Here is a 21,835-nt window from a genome sequence, read left to right on the forward strand (position 1 = left end):
CGAAGGCGTCGAGAAATTCGAGGCGTCCTGGAACGACCTGCTCAAGTCGACCGAGGCCGAACTCAAGCGCCTCGCCCCCTCGGAGGACTGACCACGTCAGGGCAGGAGGCGGGGCCCGTCGGCCTTGCTGCGCACCCCGTCCACGACAACCCCCGGTGGCTGCCGGCCGATCGGCAGCCACCGGGGGTTCATGTCGCCGAGGGCAGACGGTCCCGCCGACGGGGTACGGGCGCTGAGCCGGGGAAGCCGGCGATCAGCCGATGCTCCACTGCTGGGCGTTGTTCCCGTTGCAGGTCCACTGCCGGACCTCGGCGCCCGGCGCGGTCCCCCAGTTGTAGTTGTCCAGGCACAGACCACTGTGCCGGTTGCTGAGCGTGGAGAAGCCCTCCCCCACCGCGCTGACGCGCCACTGCTGGGCGTTGTTCCCGTTGCAGGTCCACTGCCGGACCTCGGCCCCCGGCGCGGTGCCCCAGTCGTAGTTGTCCAGGCACAGACCACTGTGCCGGTTGCGGACCTGGTAGTAGCCGCCGCTCACCGGCGTCATGGCCCAGTCCTGTACCGCAGCCCCGTTGCAGGTCCACTGCTGTACGGCCGACCCGGGCGCGGTCGCCCAGTCACGGTCGTCCAGGCACAGGCGGCTGTGCCTGTTGCGGAGTGCGACCGGTGCCGCGGCGGCGCCCGCCTCGCCGGACGGCCCCTGGACGACGGTCGAGGTGGACACCGGAGTACCGAGATCGGGTGTGCCGTCCGCCTTCCAGGAGATCTTCTGCACGCGGGTCGTGCGCGACGTCCCGCAGCCCTGCGCGGCCGAGGAGTTCGCGTGGTAGGCGATCCAGGTCTCGCTGCCGTCGGGAGAGGAGAAGAACGAGTGGTGTCCCGGCCCGAAGACGCCGGCGGAGTCGTCGCGCTGGAATATGGGGTCGGCGTGCTTGGTCCACGACGCGGCGGCGAGAGGGCTGCCGCCCCGGTACTCCAGCATGCCCAGCTTGTAGTTGGGGCCGTTGCAGTGGCTGGCCGAGTACGTGAGGAAGGTACGCCCGTCACGTTGCAGGGCGAACGACCCCTCGTTGACCGCTCCGTCCTGCCGCTCCCAGGCCAGGGTCGGGGCAGAGATCCGCGTCCCGGTCGCCGCGGCGGTCCACGGGTTCGCCATGGGCGCGATGTAGAGCGACTGCAGGTTGTCCTGCGGGGCGAACGCGGAGAACGTCATGTAGAGGCTGCCGTTGAGCTTCAGCAGGCTCGCGTCGATGGCCCAGCCGTTGTCGGGCATGAGGTCGATGATGCCGCGGTCGGTGTACGGCCCCAGCGGGTCACGCCCGGAGCTCTCCAGGACGTGTGTCCTGCGGGGCCCGCCGCTCTGCTCGATCGAGTAGTACAGGTACCAGCGGTCACCGACCATCTCCAGGTGCGGCGCCCACATGGCGGTCCCGCCGGTGCGGAAGACCAGGCGCTCCGGGGCGTCGCGCAGACCGGCCAGCGTCGGCGACCGGCGCATGACGATGTCGGACGACCACGTGGTGGCGACGTAGTAGTAGAAGCCCTCGTGGTACACCAGGGTCGGGTCGGCGCTGTTCGGCGCGCCGACCGCGGGGTTGGTGAAGGAGGGGCCGGGCGCCGCCTCGGCCCGGGGGGATCCGATGAGGTTGATGCTCATGATGGTGACGAGAGCCACCGCGAACAGGAGAAGTCGTCCTGCCGATGTTCGTTGTCGAGCGAATGGCACCGTGCCTCCTGGGGGCGTCGGTCGTGCTGGGTGAGGGGCGGAAGGAGCGGGAGAGCGGTCAGGGGCGGGCATCGGGGCGTTCCTCGCGCACACCGCACGCGAGTTGCGGCCCCGGTGGTGGCTCCTGGCGGATCGGCGACAGGTCAGTACCCGACGCGGAAGGTCGCGTCGGCACGGTCGCCGGCGCTCACCGCCTCATCGATGCGCAGGGCGAAGCCCGCGTGCCGGAGATGGCGTGCGGGGTGGTTGAGGGAACGGAAGGACGACCAGTTCGGGTCCGCCAGACCCGGCCCACGAAGGAATGTGGCGTCCTGCGCGAACTGTGCCGTTCCGTCGTCGCGGAGGAGCTTGACCTCGAACCCCTGGTGCCGCAGGTAGTGGCCGGGGAAACTCACGGACTCGAACGAGACGCCGTCGGCGTCGGCCAGACCCGGCGTCAGGCGCCACACGGAGTCCAGGTGGGGCTCTGACGGCTGTTCGGCGATCCCGGCGTCGAAGTCGACATGCCGGATGAAGTGGCCCGGGAAGTTGTACGATTTCAGCCGCTTTCCCTCCGTGCCGCCGTACGTCCGCAGCAGCCGGTCGTACTCCGCGGCGGTCACGGTCTGGATGGTGTTGTGCTTCGCGTTCAACGGCGCGGTGTACCGCCTGCGGTCGAGCTTCGTCCAGGAAGCGGACGTCAGGTCCCCCTCCCAGACATCGAACCTCGCGTTCGGGCAGAAGGTGTCGCCCCAGACCTGCCACGTGCCGGACGTCAGGGACTTGACGACGGTCGGGGCCTCGGTGCACGGGTTCTCGGCGAGAGTGCCGCCGTAGCGCCTGAAGCTGCCCGGGTCCGACGACGCCGACCGGGCGCCGACGAGGCCGCCGGTCGCGTGGTCCTTGTAGTACAGGTAGTTCATGCCGTTGACGTCGGTCACGACGTGCGAGTCGATGACGCCCGCCGGGCCGCCGTCGAAGAACGTCGTGGGCGCGGTGGTGGTGCGGAAGTCGGTGGTGTACGCGACCGCGATGACCGAGTACCCGTTGCCCTCGGGGACCGTCGAGTAGGTGATTCCGTACGCCTGCCGGTTCCGGTCCCAGTGGACGGCGGGCGCCCAGCTGTAGGAGTTCGGATTGGTCCGGTTGACGTTGAGCAGCCGGTCGGCGGACCAGTTCACCAGGTCCGGGGAGGTCCAGACGTGGATGTTCGGATTGGGCGCGGCGAAATCGCCACCTCTGGGGATGTCCGTCGCCACGGCCACCCAGGTACCGTCGTTGAGCCGGTACAGGAAGGGATCGCGGAGCCCCTTGGTGCCGGCCGTGGGTGTGAGCACCGCCTTGTTGTCGTTGAGCGGCGTCCACTCCAGGCCATCGGTGCTCAGGGCCAGGTGGAGGGCGTTCACGTCGCCCGATCCGTTGAGGGACTCCTTGAAGTAGCCCATGACGTAGCCCGCATCGCCGGCGGCCACCGTGGCGTCACGTGCCGCGTCGGCGGCCGCAGTCGCGTTGCTTGCCGCCTCGATGGGCCGGGATGTGTCGGTGGGCTGGGCAGCGTGTGCGGGCACGGCGACGACGGCGGTGGCGAGCGAAGCCGCGACGAGCCAGCGGGCGAACCGTCTCCGATGAGGTCTTCTCGTGAGGAATCCATTCGCGTGTGGGGGCGGGCGGGGCGGGGAAGCGGGGATACCCGGCCTGCTTTCCGAAGGGAGATCAGGAGCGGTCGGTCGGTTCCTTCTGCGATGCGGTGCATGGGATGAGGCAGGCAGGACAGCCGGGGAGGCAGGGCGAAGAGAGCACCCGCGTGTACGCGGTATGACGCCGTGGAGCAGCGATACCTCCGGGCTCCGCCGACTCGGGCCCTTCGTTCTCGCGACCGCCGGGAAGGCGCTCGGTGTCCGTCGCCCGGCAGCGGCGGTTTCGCTGACCGGCCCGACGCGGTCGACCGCGAACGCTCCTCGTGAGCAGCCGGCCCGCGATGGGTTCGAACGCCGGACCGGCGGCGGTGAGCAGCACGTAACGTAGCTCACACACCCGCCACCGACAACCCCTGCTGTTATCGATAACACTCAAGCGGCGGCTACGAGTTCACTTCCGCCGACGACCGGACAGGCGGACCGCGGAACCGCCCTCCTCCATTTCGCCGCTTCGCCTCGGCGCGGCCGATGCCAGTGTTTCGCGACGCTTGGCGAGTGCGACGACCCACCGGGGGCAGCCCCGGCCAACGGGAGCCGCCCGCCAGGGGGTACGGACGACGCGAGGAGTTGTTTCCGAGGGATTGAGCCGATGAACAAGCACTGTTAACGTTCACACTGATCGGATCCTCCTTCCACCGCTCGTCGGTGATGGGCGGGCCGATCCACCACGCACCCGCCCTACTCGTTTTCGGGAGGAGCCGTGTCGTCAGGAGAGGTCCTTCGTGACCGCACCGTCCTCAAGGAGCCGCTGCCGGGCTGACCGCCGGGCGGGCGGTTGCACGGCTCGCAGACACCACCTTCCCCGGCGCCCTCCACTTTCCCGCGCGCAGACACCACCTTCCCGGCGCCCTCCGCTTTCCCGCGCGCAGACATGGCCGCCCCGTCCGCGCTTCTCCCGCCCGGAGCGAACGCCGGACACCGGTCCGCTGACGTCCGCGCGTCATCGACGAAGGAGATCCACGTGAGGCTCAGAAGTCGCGGCCTGCTCACCGCGTCGGCCGTCCTGGCCGTGCTGTCGATCGGCATACCCACTCCCGCCGCGGCGGCTCCGCCCACCCCGGCGGCGGCGTTCGTGAATCCGATCGCCCAGCAACGCGCCGATCCGCACATCCACAAGCACACGGACGGCTTCTACTACTACACCGCGACCGTTCCCGCCTACGACCGCATCGTCCTGCGCCGCGCCACCACGCTGCAAGGACTCTCGACCGCCCCCGAGACCACGATCTGGACCAAGCACGCCGACGGAGACATGGGCGCGCACATCTGGGCTCCGGAAATCCACTTCATCGACGGCAAGTGGTACGTCTACTTCGCCGCGGCTCCCACCGACGACCCGTGGGCGATCCGCCCGTACGTCCTGGAGTCGAGCGCCGCCAATCCGCTCACCGGCGCCTGGAGCGAGAAGGGGCGGATCAGTCTGCCGCTGAACACGTTCTCCCTGGACGCCACCACCTTCGTGCACAACGGCACCCGCTACCTGAGCTGGGCACAGGCCGATCCCGCCGTCGGCGACGGCACGGGCATCTACATCGCCCGGATGTCCAACCCCTGGACCATCAGCGGCAGCCCCGCCCGCATCGCCTCCCCCACCCACGCCTGGGAGACCAGAGGCCACCGGGTCAATGAAGGGCCGGCCTTCATCAGCAAGGGCGACAAGGTCTTCATGACCTTCTCCGCCAGTGCCACCGACAGCAACTACTGCCTGGGGCTCCTCACGGCCGACCGGACGGCCGATCTGCTGAACCCCGCCTCCTGGGTGAAGAAGCCCACGCCCGTCTTCACCAGCAACACGGCGACGAGCCAGTACGGTCCGGGCCACAACTCCTTCACCGTCTCCGAGGACGGTGCGTCGGACATCATGGTCTACCACTCCCGCACCTACCGGGACATCAACGGCGACCCGTTGAACGACCCCAACCGGCAGACCCGGATGCAGAAGCTGTACTGGAACAGCGACGGCACTCCCAACTTCGGCATACCCGTGGCCGAAGGCCCCACGCCCGTCCGCTTCTCCTCGTTCAACTTCCCCGACCGGTACATCCGCCACTCAGGTCTCCGCGCCCGTGTGGAGGCGAACGTCACCGACCTCGCCGACTCGCAGTTCCGTATCGTCAGCGGACTGGCCGGAAACGGCACGGTCTCCCTGGAGTCGGCGAACTTCCCCGGCCATTACCTGCGCCACAAGGGCTTCGAGGTCTGGCTGGAGAGGAACGACGGATCGTCTCTGTTCTCCGGTGACGCCTCCTTCCACCGCAGGCCGGGTCTGGCCGACGCCTCGGCCGGTCTCTCCTTCGAGTCGTTCAACTACCCGGGCCGCTACCTGCGGCACTACGACAGCCTTCTGCAGTTGCAGCCGGTGAACTCGGCGCTGGACCGGGCCGACGCCACCTACTCCGCCACCTGAGGGCTGTCCCGGGTCGCATCGGGAAGCGGGGTCCGGTGCGTGCGGCTGCGAGGCGGAGGAGTCGGTCACCGCGGAGCGTGGGCGACCGACGACAACGCGGCAGGTGTGCGTGCCGGGCCCCGCGAGCCCGACATGATCCGGACGAAAGACCCTGGGCTTATCCATGCGCGCCCTCCGCAGTGCTCTGACAAAGGAGGTCTTCCTGGACCTGAAGCTCTTCGAGATTCCGAACTCCGTGGCCGGCGCGGTCCGCGCCGCTGGTGCTCTGGGGGTCTCCATGGCGACCGTCCACAGCATGGGCGGCACCGGCATCATGTCCGCCGCTGTCGAGGCGGCCCGCGACTTCCCACGCTTCGCGTGCCGGCCTTGACCGTCGTCACCGGCATGACGAGATCGGATCTCGCCGACATCGGAGTCACCGGCTCGGCCTCGACCGAGGAACAGGTGTCGCGGCCGGCACGCCTGGCGGAAGCCGCCGGTTGCCATGGCGTGACCGCATCGCCGCGGGAGGCCGGGCCACTGCGTGGTGTGTTGGGAGTCCGCACCCTGATCGTCACCCCGGGAGTCGCGCTCCTGCTGAGTCCCCGAGTGAGCACGCCCGGACCGGGACACCGCGTGCTGCCGTTGCCTCAGGTGCGTCACATGTCGTCGTGGGCCGGACCGTCACCCGTGCCGCGGACCCTGCGGCCGCATTCCGACTCGTCCGCGCCAACCTGGAGCCGTGAGCGGCGCTCCAGCGGGCCGGCCGCCGGTCTTCCCGCCGGGGCCGTGGAGAGTCGTCCGGGTAGAGCCAGCCCGGAGCGTACGCGTACGCGTTCCGGTGCGCGGGGTCGACCGTCTCCCCGTGCCTCCTGTCGTCCGACCGGCCCCGGAGCCTCTTGTCCAGCTCCAGGAGGTCGGGGCGCCCGGTCGCCCGCTCCGGCGAGAACGGGCGGTGATCCGGGGGGCGGTGGCCGTCTGGACGATCGGCGGCTCGGACGGTGCGTCGAGGCCATCGGTGACGGTGGCGGGCGAGCGCCTGAAGGCCGCCGTCCTGAGGTGTGCCACCGAGTGGTCGAAGGGGCACCGCGGAATGTGCGGGAGGTCCGCGCCGGACGGGCACGGGAAAGGGCTGCCGCGGGCGTACCGCCGGGTCACGGGCAGGAGGGATGCGGGCCGCCGAACCAGGGACGGCCCGCCCTTTTGGCCCGCTCCCGGGTCCCTAGATCTTCCTTTCGATCCGCTCCCGGGTCCCCAGGTCTTCCAGGGACGCGTTCGGCCGCCTCGGGTCCTGAGAGCCGGATGCCGCCGGGCGGCTGCGGCTCAGACCCCGGACGCCCCCGGGGAGTTGATCCTCAGCGGCGCGCGGCGGCCATGCGGAAGGCGACCCCGACCGCGGATGCGGCCGGGATCACGCCTCGGCCACCGTCACATCCGCTGGGCAAGCCGGTGGTATGCCTGGTTCCAGCGGAGACGGTCCTCGAAGTCATGGGCCGTCGTGGTGTCGTCGATCATCACCAGCTCGGTGCCGGCCATCTGCGCGAAGTCACGCAGCACGTCCGACCCCGCCGTGGTGAGGACCGTGTGGTGCGGGCCTCCGGCCATCAGCCAGCATTCGGCCGAGGTGGACAGCGAGGGCCGCGGCTCCCACACCGCCCGCGCCACCGGCAGGCACGGCAGCGGCTCGTCCGGCAGGACGACATCGATGTCGTTGGCGACGAGCCGGAAACGGTCGCCCATATCGGCCAGGCCGATCACCGTGGCGGGACCGGCGGCGGCGTCGAACACCAGGCGCACCGGGTCCTCACGCCCTCCGATCGACAGGGGGTGGATCTCGCAGGACGGCCGGGCGTCAGCGATCGAGGGGCAGACTTCGAGCATGTGGGCACCGAGAGTCCTGGGTGTGCCGGGCCCGAAGTGGTAGGTGTAGTCCTCCATGAACGAGGCCCTCGGCCCCATGGCCTTCGCGGCGGCGAGCAGTGCGGAGGTCTTCCAGTCGCCCTCGCCGCCGAAGCCGTATCCGTCGGCCATGAGGCGCTGGACGGCCAGGCCGGGAAGCTGGCGCAGTCCACCGAGGTCCTCGAAGTTGGTGGTGAAGGCGCCGAAGCCGCCCTGTTCCAGGAACCGACGCAGACCGGCCTCGATGGCGGCCGCATCGCGCAGCGACGAGTGGCGATCGCCGCCTCGCATCAACTCCGGTGCCAGTCGGTAGAGTTCGGCGTACTCGCCGACGAGCTTGTCGATCTCGTCGGCGGGCACGGCGTCGACGAGCTCGACGAGGTCGTTGACGCCGTAGGTGTTGACGCTGACGCCGAACCGCAGCTCCGCCTCGACCTTGTCGCCCTCGGTCACGGCCACGTCGCGCATGTTGTCACCGAAGCGCACCAGACGGAGGTTGCGCATGCGGTGGAAGCCGATGGCCGCCCGGACCCAGTCGTCGACCCGCCGGACGACCTCCGGATCCGACACATGGCCCACCACGGTCTTGCGGGCCACCCCGATGCGGGTCTGTATGAAGCCGAACTCCCGGTCGCCGTGGGCGGCCTGATTGAGGTTCATGAAGTCCATGTCGATGGACGACCACGGCAGTTCCCGGTTGAGCTGCGTGTGCAGGTGCAGCAGCGGCTTGCGCAACGCGTCGAGCCCGGAGATCCACATCTTCGCGGGAGAGAAGGTGTGCATCCACGCGACCACTCCGACACAGTCCGGGTCGGTGTTGGCGGCCTCCAGGGTCCGCCTGATGGCCGACGCCTCGGTCAGGACCGGCTTTCCCACGATGTCGGCGCCGATCCGTCCGGAGCCGGCCAGCATCTCCTGGATCCTGGACGACTGCTCCGCGACCTGGTTCAGGGTCTCGGCGCCGTAGAGGTGCTGGCTTCCCGTCAGGAACCAGATCTGCGGCTTGGTTGTGGTGTTCATCGGTCTTCCCCTCGTGGGCTCACTGGCCGTAGACGTTCTGGTAGCGCTCGTAGAGCCGGTCCACGGCGGCCGCGTCGATGGCGTCCGGGGTACCGAGCTGGTGGGCGTAATGGACGGTGCGGGCCACGTCCTCGACCATGACGGCCGCCTTCACCGCCGCGCGCGCGTCGCGGCCGACGGTGAAGGGGCCGTGGCTGCGCATGAGGACGGCGGGCGAGCGGCTGTCGCGGAGGGTGTCCACGATGCCGCGCCCGATGGAGTCGTCGCCGATCAGCGCGAAGGGGCCGACCGGGACCTCGCCGCCGAACTCGTCGGCGATCATGGTCAGGACGCAGGGGATGGGTTCGCCGCGCGCGGCCCAGGCGGTGGCGTACGGCGAGTGGGTGTGAACCACGCCGCCGACCTCCGGCATGTGCCGGTAGACGTACGCGTGGGCGGCGGTGTCCGAGGACGGCGCCAGGTCGCCCTCGACCAGGTTGCCGTGGAGATCGGTCACGACCATGGTGTCCGCGCTGAGGTCGTCGTAGGACACGCCGGAGGGCTTGATGACCATGAGATCCTCCCCCGGGACGCGGGCCGAGACGTTTCCGGCGGTCCAGATCACCAGCCCGTATCGCGTCAGTTCGCGGTGCAGGTCGGCGACGGTCTGCCGGAGGTTCTTCACGCTGTCGGCGGCGCTCATCACTTCTCCTTCGATTCGACGGCGGAACGGCGCATGGCGCGCAGTCTGCGCATGACGTCGTTGCCGCCCCGGCCGAAGTGGTCGTGCAGGGTGGTGTACTCGGCGAAGAGCCGGTCGTAGGCGGCGGCTTCCGCGGGGCGCGGCCGGTAGACGGCCCGGTCGACCGAGCCCATGGCGGTGGCGGCGGCCCGGACGTCGCGGTGCGCGCCCGCGGCCACGGCCGCGTGGAGTGCCGACCCGAGGGCCGGCCCCTGGGTGGAGCGGATGATCGACAGCGGCATGCCGAGGACGTCGGAGTAGAGCTGCATCAGGAACGGGTTGCGCACCAGGCCGCCGGCGATGATGACTTCGTCGACGGGTACGCCCGCGGCGGTGAAGGTCTCCACGATCGTGCGCGTGCCGAACGCGGTGGCTTCGAGCAGTGCGCGGTAGACGTCCTCGGGCCGGGTGGAGAGGGTCTGTCCCAGAACCATCCCGGACAGTTCGTGGTCGACGAGGACCGAGCGGTTGCCGCTGTGCCAGTCGAGGGCGATCAGCCCGTGCTCGCCCACCTGCTGGTTCGCGGCCAGTTCGGTGAGCAGTTCATGGACGGACAGGCCGCGCTCCCGGGCCCGCACGTGGTAGCTCTCGGGGACCTGGTGCTCGATGTACCAGGCGAAGATGTCTCCCACGCCGCTCTGTCCGGCCTCGTAACCCCACAGCCCGTCGACGATGCCGCCGTCGACCACGCCGCACATGCCGGGGACCTCGCGCAGGGTGTCGCCGTTGAGGACGTGGCAGGTGGAGGTGCCCATGATCGCGACCAGCTGACCGGGCTCCACGGCGCCGGCCGCCGGTGCGGTGACGTGCGCGTCGACGTTTCCGACGGCGACCGCGATGCCCTGCGGCAGTCCGGTCCAGGCCGCGGCCTCGGCGCTCAGACCGCCGGCCCGGTCGCCGAGCCGGCCGATGGGCTGGTCCAGCTTCTCGGTCACGAAGTCGGCGAAGGCCGGGTTCAGTTCGGCGAGGAAGTCCGGGGCGGGGTACTCGCCGTCCTGGTGGATCCCCTTGTAACCGGCGCTGCACGCGTTGCGTACGTACACCCCGGTGAGTCGCCAGACGATCCAGTCGGCGGCCTCCACCCAGCGCTCCATGGCCGAGTACACCTCGGGCGCCTCTTCCAGCAGTTGCAGCGCCTTGGCGAACTCCCATTCCGAGGAGATCAGCCCTCCGTACCTCGGCAGCCACTTCTCCCCGCGCGCCCGCGCCAGGGCGTTGATCCGGTCGGCCTGCGGCTGGGCGGCGTGGTGGCGCCAGAGCTTGACGTACGCGTGCGGATCCCCGGCGAGCTCGGGCAGGTCGCACAGCGGGGTCCCGTCCCCGGTGGTCGGCACCATCGTGCAGGCGGTGAAGTCGGTCCCGATCCCGATGACACGGGCCGGATCGACCCCGGCGTCCGCGATCGCGGCCGGCACGGCGATCCGCAGGACGTCGAGATAGTCCTCGGGGACCTGTAGCGCCCAGTCCGGCGGGAGGGTCCGCCCCGTCGCGGGCAGGGTCCGGTCGATGACACCGTGGCGGTAGGCATGGACGCCCGTGCCCAGCTCGGCGCCGTCCCGGACCCGCACCACTACGGCGCGTCCGGACAGCGTGCCGTAGTCGACACCGACTACGAGGGAGTCAGGTTCGTCGGCCATGAAGCCACCTTTGATCGTTCGTAGAAGGACACCCGAAGTGTTATCGCTAACAATCTGCGCGTCAAGACATCCGCCGACAGGAATGTCTTGGCATGTGAGCGTGCTCAGGCAGGAATCATGAAGATCGACTGAGGGCTTGGCTCAGTCGCGCGGAGCCGCGACGCTCTCCCGCGGGATGAGCGTGGGGTTGAGTGTGCGCAGCGAGGGCCCCGACTCACCCTCGATCCGGGCCAGCAGAAGGCTGAGGGTCTCGGTGGCCACCCCGTCGAAGTCGGGGCGCACCGTGGTCAGCGGGGGCGAGAAGAACTCGGCCTCGGGTACGTCGTCGAATCCGACGATGCTCACATCGCGAGGGACGCGACGGCCCCGCTCGGCCATGGCGCGGATGGCTCCGAGGGCGAGGTGGTCGTTGGCCGCGAACACAGCGGTCACATCCGGCATACGGGCCAGCATCTGGCCCGCGCGATAGCCGGAGGACGCGCTCCAGTCCGCGGAACTGACGGGCGGGATCTCGGCGCCGGCCTCCTGCAGGGCGCGCCGCCACCCGCGCGCCCGGCCCGCGGCGTCGAACCAGTCGGACGGGCCCGAGATGTGCCACACGGTCTGGTGCCCCGCCTCCAGCAGGTGCCGGGTGGCGGCGAAGGCGCCCGCCTCCTGATCGACCGTGACCAGGGCCCCGCCCCGGCCGGGGTCCCCGTCGACGGCGACCAGGGGAACGTCGGCGGGAATCTCCGCCAGCGCCTCGTCGGCGGAGGCGGTGGGGGCGATGACCACGATGCCGGCGACCCGCTGGTCGCGGTGGTGCTCCACCGCCGCGGCGATGGAGGAGCGGTCGAGGACGCGCACCCGCCGCACGCTCACCGCGAAGCCCTGGGCCGCGGCGGCCAGTTCGAAGGCGGCCAGCATGGAGGTGGGCCCGTACAGGGTCGAGTTCTGCGCCACCACGCCGATCTGCTGGGACCGGCCGGTCACCAGGGTGCGTGCGGCACGGTTGGGCCGGTACCCCAGCTCGGTGATGGCGGCACGCACTCTCAGCCGCGTCTGCTCCCGGACATTGGGATGCCCGTTGAGGACACGGGAGACCGTCTGGTGGGAGACCCCGGCGAGCCGTGCCACATCCGTCATCGCCGGCTCGCGTACCCGGGCAGCCGCCGCGGTGTCCTCCACCTGCATCTCCTGACTCCGCCGTTTCTGCCTGCCCGACACCTGTGAGGGACCACGCAGGGACGCGGCACCTCGAACCTTAACCAGGCTAGGGGGCCGACAGCCAGCGCACCGCCCCCTCCCCGCGTCCGTCGTGATCCGGGCGCGAGGCGCCCCGAGCCTCGTGAACATCCGGGGCCTCTCCATGATGAGCGCTAACATATCCCATCCCCTCCCCCGCCCTCAGACGCGCAAAATCGCCGTAACGAAGGGGTTGACTGGACAGATGTGAGCGTTCACTCTGATGCACCAGTGACTCCGGTCACGCGAAGCTCGCCACCCGAGTGGGCACAGTTGAGCACGGAGGAAGCAGTGTTGAAGAAGATCGCCACGGGTGTCAGCGTTCTGCTGCTCGCCACACTGACGGCGTGTGGTTCGGGCGGCACCTCGGCCAAGGACGGCGACAGCGGCGAGATCACCATGGGCTTCGCCCAGGTCGGCGCCGAGAGCGGTTGGCGTACGGCCAACACCAAGTCCATCCAGCAGTCCGCGAAGACGGCGGGCATCGAGCTGAAGTTCTCCGACGCCCAGCAGAAGCAGGAGAACCAGATCAAGGCCATCCGCTCCTACATCCAGCAGAAGGTCGACGTCATCGCCTTCAGCCCGGTGGTGGAGACCGGCTGGGACGCGGTGCTGCTGGAGGCCAAGCGGGCCCGCATCCCCGTGATCCTGACCGACCGCGCGGTCGACTCCGAGGACGACAGCCTGTACGAGACGTTCCTCGGCTCCGACTTCGTCAAGGAGGGCGAGAAGGCCGGCGCGTGGCTGGTGGAGAACACCGAGGGCCCCGTCAACGTGGTGGAACTGCAGGGCACCACCGGCGCCGCTCCCGCCATCGACCGCAAGAAGGGCTTCGAGGCGAAGATCGCCACGCGCCCCGACATCAAGATCAAGGCTTCCCAGAGCGGCGACTTCACCCGCTCCGGCGGCAAGCAGGTCATGGAGGCGTTCCTGCGCTCCAACCCCGACGTCGACGTGGTCTACGCCCACAACGACGACATGGGACTGGGCGCCATCGAAGCCATCAAGGCCGCCGGCAAGAAGCCCGGCGAGGACATCAAGATCATCACCGTGGACGCCGTCAAGGACGGGATGCAGGCACTGGCCGCCGGGGAGATCAACTACATCGTCGAGTGCAACCCGCTCCTCGGTGACCAGCTCATGGACCTCGCGAAGAAGGTCGTGGACGGCGAGAAGGTCCCCAAGCGGGTGGTCACCGAGGAGACCACCTTCACGCCCGAGCAGGCGAAGAAGGCGCTGCCCGGCCGGCAGTACTGACCCAAGAGCTCCAGTCCCTGCCACCACGCCCGACCTGACGGCGGCAGGGACTGTTCCCACGACGAAAGCACTGGTCATGACCGATTCCTCAGCGCTCACGAGCACCCCGGTGGTCGAGATGCGCGACATCAGCGTCGAGTTTCCCGGCGTCAAGGCTCTCTCAGGCGTCGACTTCCGCCTGCTCCCCGGGGAAGTGCACGCTCTGATGGGCGAGAACGGGGCGGGCAAGTCCACCCTCATCAAGGCACTCACCGGCGTGCACCCTCCGACGACGGGCGCCGTACACCTGCATGGCGAACCGGTCGCCTTCGACGCGCCCGGTCAGGCTCAGGAAGCCGGAATCAGCACCGTCTACCAGGAGGTCAACCTCCTGCCCAACCTCTCGGTGGCGGAGAACATCCTGCTGGGCCGCGAGCCGCGCCGGCTGGGACACATCGACGGGCGGGCCATGCGTGCGCGGGCCAAGGAGCTCCTCGCCCGCGTCGGCCTGTCCATCGACCCCGCCTCACCGCTGAACTCGCACCCGATCGCCGTGCAGCAACTCGTGGCGATCGCGAGGGCACTGGTCGTGGACGCGCGTGTCCTGGTGCTGGACGAGCCCACCTCCAGCCTCGACGCCGACGAGGTCGCCGAACTCTTCCGGATCGTGCGGGTGCTGCGCGACGACGGGGTCGCCATCCTGTTCGTCTCCCACTTCCTCGACCAGGTCTACGAGATCGCCGACCGCATGACCGTCCTGCGCAACGGTTCCCTCGTCGGCGAGTACCTGCCCTCCGAGATGAACCGCATCGAGCTGGTCTCGGCGATGCTCGGGCGTGAACTGGGAGAGCTGGAGGAGGTACAGCGGCGCTCGGAGGCCCGGGCGCCCGGCACCGCGCCGCTGCTCACCGCGGTCGCCCTGGGACGTACGGGCGCCATCGCACCCGTCGACCTGGAGATCCACGCCGGGGAGGTCGTCGGTCTGGCCGGCCTGCTGGGCTCGGGCCGCACCGAACTGGCCCGGATGCTCTTCGGCGCGGACCGCGCGCATACCGGAACGCTCACCGTCAACGGCACCGAACTCCGGCCCCGCGGCCCCCGGACGATGATCGCCCAGGGTGTGGCCTTCTGCTCCGAGGACCGCAAGGCCGAGGGCCTGGTCGCCGATCTCAGCGTCCGCGACAACCTCGTGCTCGCCCTGCAGGCCGCCCGCGGCTGGGCGCGCCCCATCCCGCGGCGCACCTCCGAGGCGCTGGTGCGGGAGTACATCGAAAAACTGGACATCCGTCCCGCCGACCCCGACGCCATCATGAGCACCCTCTCCGGCGGAAACCAGCAGAAGGTGCTGCTCGCACGCTGGCTGGTCACCCGCCCCCGGCTGCTCATCCTCGACGAACCCACCCGGGGCATCGACGTCGGCGCCAAGGCGCACATCCAGAAAGTGGTGGCCGACCTCGCCGCCGAGGGAATGGCCGTGCTGTTCATCTCAGCCGAACTGGAAGAAGTGGTACGCGTGTCCGACCGGGTCGTCGTCCTGCGTGACCGGCACAAGGTGGCCGAACTGACCGGGCAGGACGTCTCGGTGGACACCATCATGTCGGTCATCGCCGCTCCGAGCGGAAACCACACCGCGGCGGTGGCCTCATGACGCGCGGGCGGCTGCTGTGGCCGCTCGTCGCCCTCATCGCGCTGCTCGTCCTCAACATCGCCGTCGAGCCCTCCTTCGTGGAACTCCGGATCCAGGACGGGCACCTCTTCGGCAGCCTCGTCGACATCCTCCGCAACGGAGCGCCGACACTCCTGATCGCCGTCGGCATGACCCTGGTCATCGCCACGCGCGGCATCGACCTGTCCGTGGGGGCCGTCGCCGCCATCGCCGGCGCGATCGCCTGCACCTACATATCCGGCGGCGGGCACGCGGCGACCGCGATCCTGCTGGCGCTGAGCGTCTGCGTCCTGCTCGGACTGTGGAACGGCTTCCTGGTCTCCGTACTCGGAATCCAGCCGATCATCGCCACCCTGGTACTGATGACGGCGGGCCGAGGCGGCGCCATGCTGCTCACCGAGGGCCAGATCATCACCGTCAAGGACCCGCTCTACCGGCAGATCGGCTCGGGGTTCCTCGTCCTGCCGATCGCCATCCTGATCAGCCTCGCCGTCCTGACGGCCGTCGCCCTCATCACCCGCCGAACCGCACTGGGCATGCTCATCGAAGCCGTGGGGATCAACCCCCGAGCGGGTGAGCTGGCGGGCGTACGCTCCCGCACGATCATCTGGACCGTCTACGTCTTCGCCGGTCTGTGCGCGGGTGTCGCGGGCCTGATGATCAGTTCCAACGTGAACGCCGCCGACGCCAACAACGCCGGTCTGTGGATCGAGATGGACGCCATCCTCGCCGTCGTCATCGGCGGCACGTCGCTCGCCGGAGGCCGGTACTCCCTCGCCGGCACCATGCTGGGCGCCCTGGTGATCCAGACGCTGACCACCACCGTCTACACCATCGGCGTCCCGACCAACGTCACCCTGGTCTTCAAGGCCGTCGTGGTGATCGTCGTCTGCCTGCTCCAGTCGCCCCGGACGGCGAAGATGCTCCGCGCACGCCGCAAGACCGCTGCTCCCACGCCCCGCTCCCAGGAGGTGGCCGCCGGATGAGCACCTTGGCTCTTTCCTCCGCGCGCTTTCCCCAGCGTTTCCTGCCCGTGGTCGCCACCTTCGCGGTGTTCGTGGTCACCTTCGGGGCCGGGTCCGTCCGCTACGAGAACTTCGCGTCGGGGCAGGTGGTCGCGAACCTGTTCGTCGACAACTCCTTCCTCATCGTCCTCGCGGTGGGCATGACCTTCGTCATCCTGACCGGCGGCATCGACCTCTCGGTCGGCGCGGTCGCCGCCCTCTCGACCATGATCGCCGCGGCCACCCTGGAAGCGGGCTGGCCTCCGCTGCTCTCGATCGTCGCGGTCCTGGGGTCCGGCGCCACCCTGGGCCTGCTCATGGGCCTGGTCATCCACCACTTCGAAGTCCAGCCGTTCATCGTCACGTTGGCGGGCATGTTCCTGGCACGGGGGCTGTGCTTCCTCATCAGCGTCGAATCGGTCTCCATCACCGACCCCGCCTTCCGTAAATTCGCCGCCGGGGCCATCACACTGCCGGGCGACATCACACTGACCTACAGCGTCGTGATCGCGCTGGCCGTGGTCCTGGCCGCCATGTACGTCCTGCACCTGACGCGCTTCGGCCGGACCGTCTACGCGGTGGGCGGCAGCGAGTCCTCGGCCCGCCTGATGGGCCTGGCCACCAGCCGGACCAAGGTCGGCGTCTACGTGGTGAGCGGCTTCTGCTCCGCGCTGGGCGGCCTGCTGTTCAGCCTCTACATGCTCTCGGGCTACGGTCTGCACGCCGTCGGCATGGAGCTCGACGTCATCGCCGCCGTCGTCATCGGCGGCACGCTGCTCGCCGGCGGGACCGGCTATGTGGCGGGTTCGGTGGTGGGTGTGCTGGTCCTCGGCACCGTACAGTCGCTGATCTCCTTCGAGGGCACGCTCAGTTCCTGGTGGACGAAGATCGTCATCGGCGTGCTCCTGCTCGCCTTCATCGTGCTCCAGCGTCTGATCGTGCGCCGGAAGACCTGAGCGTCACCGACGACGGCCGTCCGCAGGGAGGACGGGCCGACGACAGCACCCGGGCCGGCCGGCGGAACTCCGGCGGACGGACCGGCCGACGACTCGCCGCGGGCCCCTGCCGCGGCGAGTCGCGGACTCGGGATGGCGGTGTGCGGCCGGTGGCCGACCGTCCGTCCGTGCCGCAGCGGCTGTCGTGGACCGGCTTCGGCCTTCGGGGCGCGCTGGACCGTGGCGTGCCCGGAGGATCAGAGGGTGATGAGGCTTCGCAGCGTGAGGCTGATGCCCACGGTGAGAACGGCGAGCGCGGTGAGCACCGTCGCGTAGCGGGTGTAGCGGCGCAGGGAGGGACGGCGGCGTTCGCCCAGAGCGGCAAGCCGGCTTCCGCCGCTGGAGAGCAGCAGGCCGGCGGCGGTGAGGGTGAGAGCCATGCCGAGTCCGTAACTGACGACGAGCAGGACACCGAAGAGCGTCCTGCTCAGCGCGATGGCGCCGAGCAGCACGACGAGCGCCGAGGGGCTGGGCACCAGCCCGGCCGCGAGCCCTGTGCCGAGAAGCGCGGTCAGGCCGGTGCGGCGGGGCCGCTTCCCGTCCGGGTGCACTTCTCGGCTGTGCGAGCGGCCGGCCGGATGCCGGTGCGCGTGAGCGTGGCCGTCCCGGTGCGCGTGAGCGTCGGAGTGGCCGTCCTGGTGCGCGTGGGCGTGTTCCGGTGTCCTGTCGTGCGTATGGCTGTGTCCGTGGCTGTGGCTGTGTCCGTGGTGCCAGTGCGCCGGTGGGCGCCCCGCTCGCAGGGCCCTCACCGCCGTCACCGTGAGCACCGTTCCCAGCACGGCGATCACCGCACCGCTGACCGCCCCCAGCCATCCGAGCAGGCGTTCCCCGACGAATCCGCCGCCCGCCGTCAGGACCAGTCCCACGGCCAGGACTCCGGCCGTGTGGGTGGCCGTGACCGTCGTCCCGACCGCGAGGGCGGCGCGGACTCCGCCTTCGCGGCGGGCGAGGCACGCGGCGACGGCGAGTTTCGCGTGCCCGGGCAGTGCGGCGTGGCCCGCGCCCAGGAGCAGGGTCAGCAGGACGGCGAGGAGACCTACCGGCAGAGTGAGGTCCCTGCCCGCCGTCAGGCCGGTGAGCCGGTCCTCCAGGGCGGGGAAGAGCACGGCGCCGCGATCCACGGCCCGGGCCGCCGGTACGTCGTCCGGTTCCGTCCGCCCCGGAGGCCCGGGCGCGCCGCCGCCCTCCCCGGGCCGTGTACGCAGATCCGCCCTGACCGTGTCCAGGGGCCGGCCGTCCCCGGTCCGCGGGTAGGTGCGCAACAGGTCACTGGGACTGCTGGAGGGGACCGACGACCCGGTCAGCCGTACGCGGCTGCCGGGGACGGCGGTGACCTCCTTCCAGCCGGTGCGCGTCGTGTCCGCTCCCGAGGTGAAGGAGAGGGCGGCCGGCCGGGTGAGATCGGCGTCGGCCCGCAAGGCGCAGGTCAGTCGGGCGACGGGGACTCCCGCGGCCCCCTTCCCGTACGTCAGGCCGGAACGGTCCACCGTCCAGGCGATGCGCTCTCCATCCACCGAGATCCGCGTGCGCCCGGCGAGTTCGGTGCACCTCTCGGCGGCTCGGCTCGCCGCTTCGGCGGGTGAGACGGTGCCGTCGTGGTCGGTGTCCGTCGCCGCTTCGTCCTGCGCGGTGGGGATCTCCGCGCTGTCGACGACGGCGGTGTCCTCGATACGGTCGTGCGACAGACGCAGTCCGTCGTAGTGGTTGACGCTGAAATTCCCCAGCGGGTGGGCATGGGCCGTCGGTGCGGCCAGGGCGAACAGCACCAGCGGGAGTGCCGGGACGAGCGCCGCACGGCAGGGGGACTTCATGGGCTACCGGTCTCCGTCCGGACAGTGCGGGAGCAGGTGGGGGTTCAGGGCGGCGGCCTCGCGCAGGTGCCGGGTCGCCTCGGGCAGGGCGAGGGCCTGTTCGATCGTGCCCCGGTGATAGCGGAACAGAGCGTTCTTCCAGCCGGTCGCGGCTGCCCGGCGCGCGTGGGCGAGGGCCTCGGTGTTCTGCCCCGCCCGGTGCAGGGCCCACCCGAGCGCGTCGGCGACGATGACGCCGCGCGCGTGCTTCCACGCCCGGCGTCCGAGCTCCACCGCGACCTCCGGGTCGCCGTGACCGGCCGCGTAGAGGACGAGATGGGGGTCGACCGGGCCACCGTCCGCGCGGACCATGCGCACCTGCGCCTCCAGAGCTGCCCGCTCGCCTCCCCCGCGGGTGTCGCCGCACGCGTGTCGGAGCTCCAGCGCCTCCAGCAGGAACTGAGGCAGAGGCATCCGTTCGACGAGCCGCGTGTACAGCTCGAGTGCCGCACCGGTGCGTCCGCGCGCGGCGGTCGCCCGGGCGATGCCGGCCCGTCCGTAGGGATGGTCCGGTACGGCGGCCAGGGCGCGACGGTAGTGGCGTTCCGCCTCGTCCGCCCTCCCCCGGGACCAGGCGAGGTCGCCCAGCCGGGCCTCGGTGAAGGCGCGCTCGTCCGGTGTGGCCGCGCTGTCGAGGGCTCGTCGGAGCGCGATGGCGGCGTCGTCGGGCCGGCCGTTGGTCTCCAGGTCGTAGGCGGCCCTGCTGTAGGCGGCCGTGGTCGGGGCGATGTCGAGCATGCGCTGCACGGCCGCCCGGGCCCGCCGGTAGTTCCCGAGCTGGATCTCGGCGTCCGCGAGTACCGCGTACCCGTCCGGCCGGTCGGGCGCCATCCGGGTGGCGCGCAGCCCGTACTCACGCCCTCGCGGGAACTCGTGCCGGGCGTTGGCGAGTAGCCCCTGACCCGTCACGGCCCCGTAGTTGTCCGTTCCGTCGAGGTCGAGGGAGCGGCGCAGGGCCTTCTCCGCGGCATCGAGCCGTCCCGCGTCAAGGGTGATACGGGCCTGTTCGATCTCCGCGCGTGCCAGACCGGCCCAGGCGGCCGGGTCGTCGGGGTGTGCGTCCGTACGCTGCCGGGCGGCGGCGACCGGGCTGAGGGGGGCTCCGTGTCCGCCGTCGGCGGCCGCGGGGGCGGCGGTGGACCGGGGCCGGGAGGCGTCGGGACCGAGGTGGAGCAGTCCCGCCACACAGCCGGCCACGGCCACCGCCGCCGCCGCGGCGGAGATCGTACGCCTCACGGGCCCGCGTGCGGGAGGTTGAGATAGGGGAAGACGCTCCGGGCGTCGGCCGGCTCCAGACCGACGACCGGCTTCGGGAGCAGTCCTGCCGCGGACGGCCCGGCGGGTTCGCCCTCCAGCATCCGGATCAGCGGCCCGTCGATGTTGTCGTTGAGCCGCCGCCCGTTCGGGAAGCCTTGCGGGTCTCCGTCGAGGACACCGTGCGCCTTCGGTCGGGCGGTGACGGGGGTGGTGAGGTTGAGCCGCAGCTGCTCGGCGAGCACGATGCGCCCGGGGTCGGCGTCGGCGTTCATGGTGTGGGTGTTGAGGTCGAAGCCGAACGCGGCTCCGTTGTCCTTGCCGATGCCCTTCATGAACAGGGCCTGGATGTCCTTGCGCGGGGTGGCCGGCGCCTTGCGGCCCTGTGCCCTCTCGATCCGGTGCGGTGGTACGGGGTCGAGGGTGGCGGCCAGGAAGTCGGCGGCCAGGTGGTCGTCCTCGGGCGGGCGGGCCTGGAAGCGGTCCTCGGGCCCACCGGGCTCGGCCAGCCCGACGGTGGAGCCGAACAGCGCGAACGCGAGGTGCGGGGTTCCCTGCCGGGAGACCTGACGGAAGGCCGGGGCCTGCTCCGCCAGGCCGCGTTCGAGGTTCGCGCCCTGCCGGGAGACGGACGCCCACACCCCGACGACGGGGTTGCGCTCCGGGTCGCCGTTCAGGGCGATCTCGCTCTTGGGTACTTGCAGGATCAGGCTGTTCACGTTCAGCGCCGACAGCGGTTGTGCGTCGGGCAGCCAGCCCGGCACCGGTCCACGCGTGCCGGTCGTGTACAGACCGAACACCTGGGTGTCGGCCTTGAAGGACTCCGCCGCCTGTGTGGCCACGGTCTGTCCGCCGCCCGGAAGTTGACGGGTCGCCTGGGTCCGCAGCCTGCCGTAGTCGGGCATCAGGGCCCGGCCCGTGTGGGTGGGCGAGGCGATCGCGTCCCTGAGCAGCGTCCGGACGGTGCCGTCCTCCCCGACCTTCTCCAGGGTGTATTTCTGGCGCACGCCGAGCGACCGGTCGTCGAGCGAGTTCACCGGCAGCGGCCCGACCTTCGGCCCGACGCCGAAGGGCCTGCGGTCCTCGTCGCGGAAGGTCCAGCGGTAGGTGGCGTCGGGATCCCCGTCGCCATCGGCGTCCGCGTGGATCTCGTACCGCGCACCGGTCGCGAACGGGAAGTCGACCAGCGCGTTGGCCGCGGTGCCGGGCACCTGGAAGGGGCGCACGTTCGCGACGAGTGTCACCATGTCGGCGTTGTCCGGGCTGGTGAAGGCGTAGACGTCGGTCAGGTCCGCCGGGGAGTCGAGCACGGCCGACGGGGCGTCGATGTGCCCGCCCGCTTCACCGATGCCCGTGAACTGGCCGGACAGGGCGGCCGCGGTGAGCGCGGCCGTGGCGGCGACGAGGGCAGCGGGGCGTCGACGGGACCGTGCGGTGGACGCGGAGGTTCTGGGGGTTTCCGGCACGCGTGTCTCCAGGGCTGTGGGTGGGGAGTCGCCCTGGCCAACAGCCCGAGTGATCTTGAAGTGACTGCTGCGCCTCGC

Annotated in this window: 15 protein-coding genes; 6 read left to right on the forward strand and 9 right to left on the reverse strand. The window is 70.6% G+C overall.

The annotated features are described in order from the left end of the window. Nucleotides 1–253 precede the first annotated feature (253 nt). Together ACIQMU_RS23210 and ACIQMU_RS23215 are read right to left on the reverse strand one after the other, a co-directional pair. Nucleotides 254–1,654 carry a family 43 glycosylhydrolase gene (locus tag ACIQMU_RS23210; protein WP_402689593.1) on the reverse strand — a complete coding sequence of 467 codons (1,401 nt, stop codon included), beginning with the start codon at nucleotides 1,652–1,654 and terminating at the stop codon, nucleotides 254–256. 212 nt (nucleotides 1,655–1,866) lie between these two features. Continuing rightward, entirely contained in the window at nucleotides 1,867–3,270 is a 1,404-nt protein-coding gene (locus ACIQMU_RS23215) for an AbfB domain-containing protein (protein ID WP_402689594.1), read from the reverse strand. Between the two features lie 1,147 nt (nucleotides 3,271–4,417). On the opposite strand from ACIQMU_RS23215, the gene ACIQMU_RS23220 reads away from it, so the two are divergent. Beyond that, nucleotides 4,418–5,806, forward strand: coding sequence for a family 43 glycosylhydrolase (locus ACIQMU_RS23220; RefSeq protein WP_402689644.1), 1,389 nt, complete (start codon nucleotides 4,418–4,420; stop codon nucleotides 5,804–5,806). A gap of 163 nt (nucleotides 5,807–5,969) precedes the next feature. Then, nucleotides 5,970–6,176, forward strand: coding sequence for an orotidine 5'-phosphate decarboxylase / HUMPS family protein (locus tag ACIQMU_RS23225; protein WP_402689595.1), 207 nt, complete (start codon nucleotides 5,970–5,972; stop codon nucleotides 6,174–6,176). Nucleotides 6,177–7,213: 1,037 nt separating this feature from the next. On the opposite strand, the gene araA is transcribed toward ACIQMU_RS23225, so the two are convergent. The 4 genes from araA to ACIQMU_RS23245 all read right to left on the reverse strand — a co-directional run bounded on the left by araA (nucleotide 7,214) and on the right by ACIQMU_RS23245 (nucleotide 12,235). Then, nucleotides 7,214–8,704, reverse strand: a complete 1,491-nt coding sequence (gene araA, locus ACIQMU_RS23230; RefSeq protein ID WP_402689596.1) for an L-arabinose isomerase — start codon at nucleotides 8,702–8,704, stop codon at nucleotides 7,214–7,216. Nucleotides 8,705–8,723: 19 nt separating this feature from the next. Further along, nucleotides 8,724–9,386: an L-ribulose-5-phosphate 4-epimerase gene (locus ACIQMU_RS23235; RefSeq protein WP_352242312.1), complete on the reverse strand. Its 663-nt coding sequence runs from the start codon at nucleotides 9,384–9,386 to the stop codon at nucleotides 8,724–8,726. After that, nucleotides 9,386–11,062, reverse strand: a complete 1,677-nt coding sequence (gene araB / locus ACIQMU_RS23240; RefSeq protein ID WP_352242311.1) for a ribulokinase — start codon at nucleotides 11,060–11,062, stop codon at nucleotides 9,386–9,388. Before araB ends, ACIQMU_RS23235 begins: the two co-directional genes overlap by 1 nt. Nucleotides 11,063–11,203: 141 nt before the next feature. Beyond that, nucleotides 11,204–12,235, reverse strand: coding sequence for a LacI family DNA-binding transcriptional regulator (locus ACIQMU_RS23245; RefSeq protein WP_352242310.1), 1,032 nt, complete (start codon nucleotides 12,233–12,235; stop codon nucleotides 11,204–11,206). Nucleotides 12,236–12,577: 342 nt separating this feature from the next. Here ACIQMU_RS23245 and ACIQMU_RS23250 point away from each other — a divergent pair, with 342 nt between their 5' ends. From ACIQMU_RS23250 to yjfF, 4 genes are all read left to right on the forward strand, one after another. Then, the gene (locus ACIQMU_RS23250) at nucleotides 12,578–13,543 is read left to right on the forward strand and encodes an ABC transporter substrate-binding protein (RefSeq protein WP_402689597.1); all 966 of its coding nucleotides are present in this window, start codon (nucleotides 12,578–12,580) and stop codon (nucleotides 13,541–13,543) included. Nucleotides 13,544–13,619: 76 nt separating this feature from the next. Beyond that, the gene (locus tag ACIQMU_RS23255) at nucleotides 13,620–15,170 is read left to right on the forward strand and encodes a sugar ABC transporter ATP-binding protein (RefSeq protein ID WP_352242309.1); all 1,551 of its coding nucleotides are present in this window, start codon (nucleotides 13,620–13,622) and stop codon (nucleotides 15,168–15,170) included. Beyond that, nucleotides 15,167–16,174, forward strand: coding sequence for an ABC transporter permease (locus ACIQMU_RS23260; RefSeq protein ID WP_352242308.1), 1,008 nt, complete (start codon nucleotides 15,167–15,169; stop codon nucleotides 16,172–16,174). The genes ACIQMU_RS23255 and ACIQMU_RS23260 overlap by 4 nt, the downstream gene beginning before the upstream one ends. Next, on the forward strand, nucleotides 16,171–17,148 hold the full coding sequence (yjfF, locus tag ACIQMU_RS23265) for a galactofuranose ABC transporter, permease protein YjfF (RefSeq protein WP_402689598.1): 978 nt from the start codon (nucleotides 16,171–16,173) through the stop codon (nucleotides 17,146–17,148). Before ACIQMU_RS23260 ends, yjfF begins: the two co-directional genes overlap by 4 nt. 236 nt (nucleotides 17,149–17,384) lie before the next feature. Here yjfF and ACIQMU_RS23270 read toward each other — a convergent pair whose 3' ends face one another. From ACIQMU_RS23270 to ACIQMU_RS23280, 3 genes are read right to left on the reverse strand one after another with little or no spacing between them, the layout of a single operon-like run. After that, a complete protein-coding gene (locus tag ACIQMU_RS23270; protein ID WP_352242306.1) occupies nucleotides 17,385–18,998 on the reverse strand; it encodes a nickel transporter in 1,614 nt (537 codons plus the stop codon). A 3-nt stretch (nucleotides 18,999–19,001) separates the two neighbouring features. Continuing rightward, nucleotides 19,002–20,273 (reverse strand): tetratricopeptide repeat protein, encoded by a 1,272-nt coding sequence (locus ACIQMU_RS23275; protein WP_402689599.1) that lies wholly within the window; start codon nucleotides 20,271–20,273, stop codon nucleotides 19,002–19,004. After that, a complete protein-coding gene (locus tag ACIQMU_RS23280; protein ID WP_352242304.1) occupies nucleotides 20,270–21,757 on the reverse strand; it encodes a DUF4331 domain-containing protein in 1,488 nt (495 codons plus the stop codon). Before ACIQMU_RS23280 ends, ACIQMU_RS23275 begins: the two co-directional genes overlap by 4 nt. Nucleotides 21,758–21,835: the final 78 nt, after the last annotated feature.

Source organism: Streptomyces sp. NPDC091649 (assembly GCF_044756785.1).
GTDB lineage: Bacteria > Actinomycetota > Actinomycetes > Streptomycetales > Streptomycetaceae > Streptomyces.

Bases quoted from the DNA above. Each gene is read 5' to 3' on its own strand.
- ACIQMU_RS23260 (WP_352242308.1), top strand. From the start codon at position 15,167: ATGACGCGCGGGCGGCTGCTGTGGCCGCTCGTCGCCCTCATCGCGCTG.
- ACIQMU_RS23225 (WP_402689595.1), top strand. From the start codon at position 5,970: ATGCGCGCCCTCCGCAGTGCTCTGACAAAGGAGGTCTTCCTGGACCTG.
- ACIQMU_RS23270 (WP_352242306.1), bottom strand. From the start codon at position 18,998: ATGAAGTCCCCCTGCCGTGCGGCGCTCGTCCCGGCACTCCCGCTGGTG.
- araA (WP_402689596.1), bottom strand. From the start codon at position 8,704: ATGAACACCACAACCAAGCCGCAGATCTGGTTCCTGACGGGAAGCCAG.
- araB (WP_352242311.1), bottom strand. From the start codon at position 11,062: ATGGCCGACGAACCTGACTCCCTCGTAGTCGGTGTCGACTACGGCACG.
- ACIQMU_RS23245 (WP_352242310.1), bottom strand. From the start codon at position 12,235: ATGCAGGTGGAGGACACCGCGGCGGCTGCCCGGGTACGCGAGCCGGCG.
- ACIQMU_RS23235 (WP_352242312.1), bottom strand. From the start codon at position 9,386: ATGAGCGCCGCCGACAGCGTGAAGAACCTCCGGCAGACCGTCGCCGAC.
- ACIQMU_RS23210 (WP_402689593.1), bottom strand. From the start codon at position 1,654: ATGAGCATCAACCTCATCGGATCCCCCCGGGCCGAGGCGGCGCCCGGC.
- yjfF (WP_402689598.1), top strand. From the start codon at position 16,171: ATGAGCACCTTGGCTCTTTCCTCCGCGCGCTTTCCCCAGCGTTTCCTG.
- ACIQMU_RS23255 (WP_352242309.1), top strand. From the start codon at position 13,620: ATGACCGATTCCTCAGCGCTCACGAGCACCCCGGTGGTCGAGATGCGC.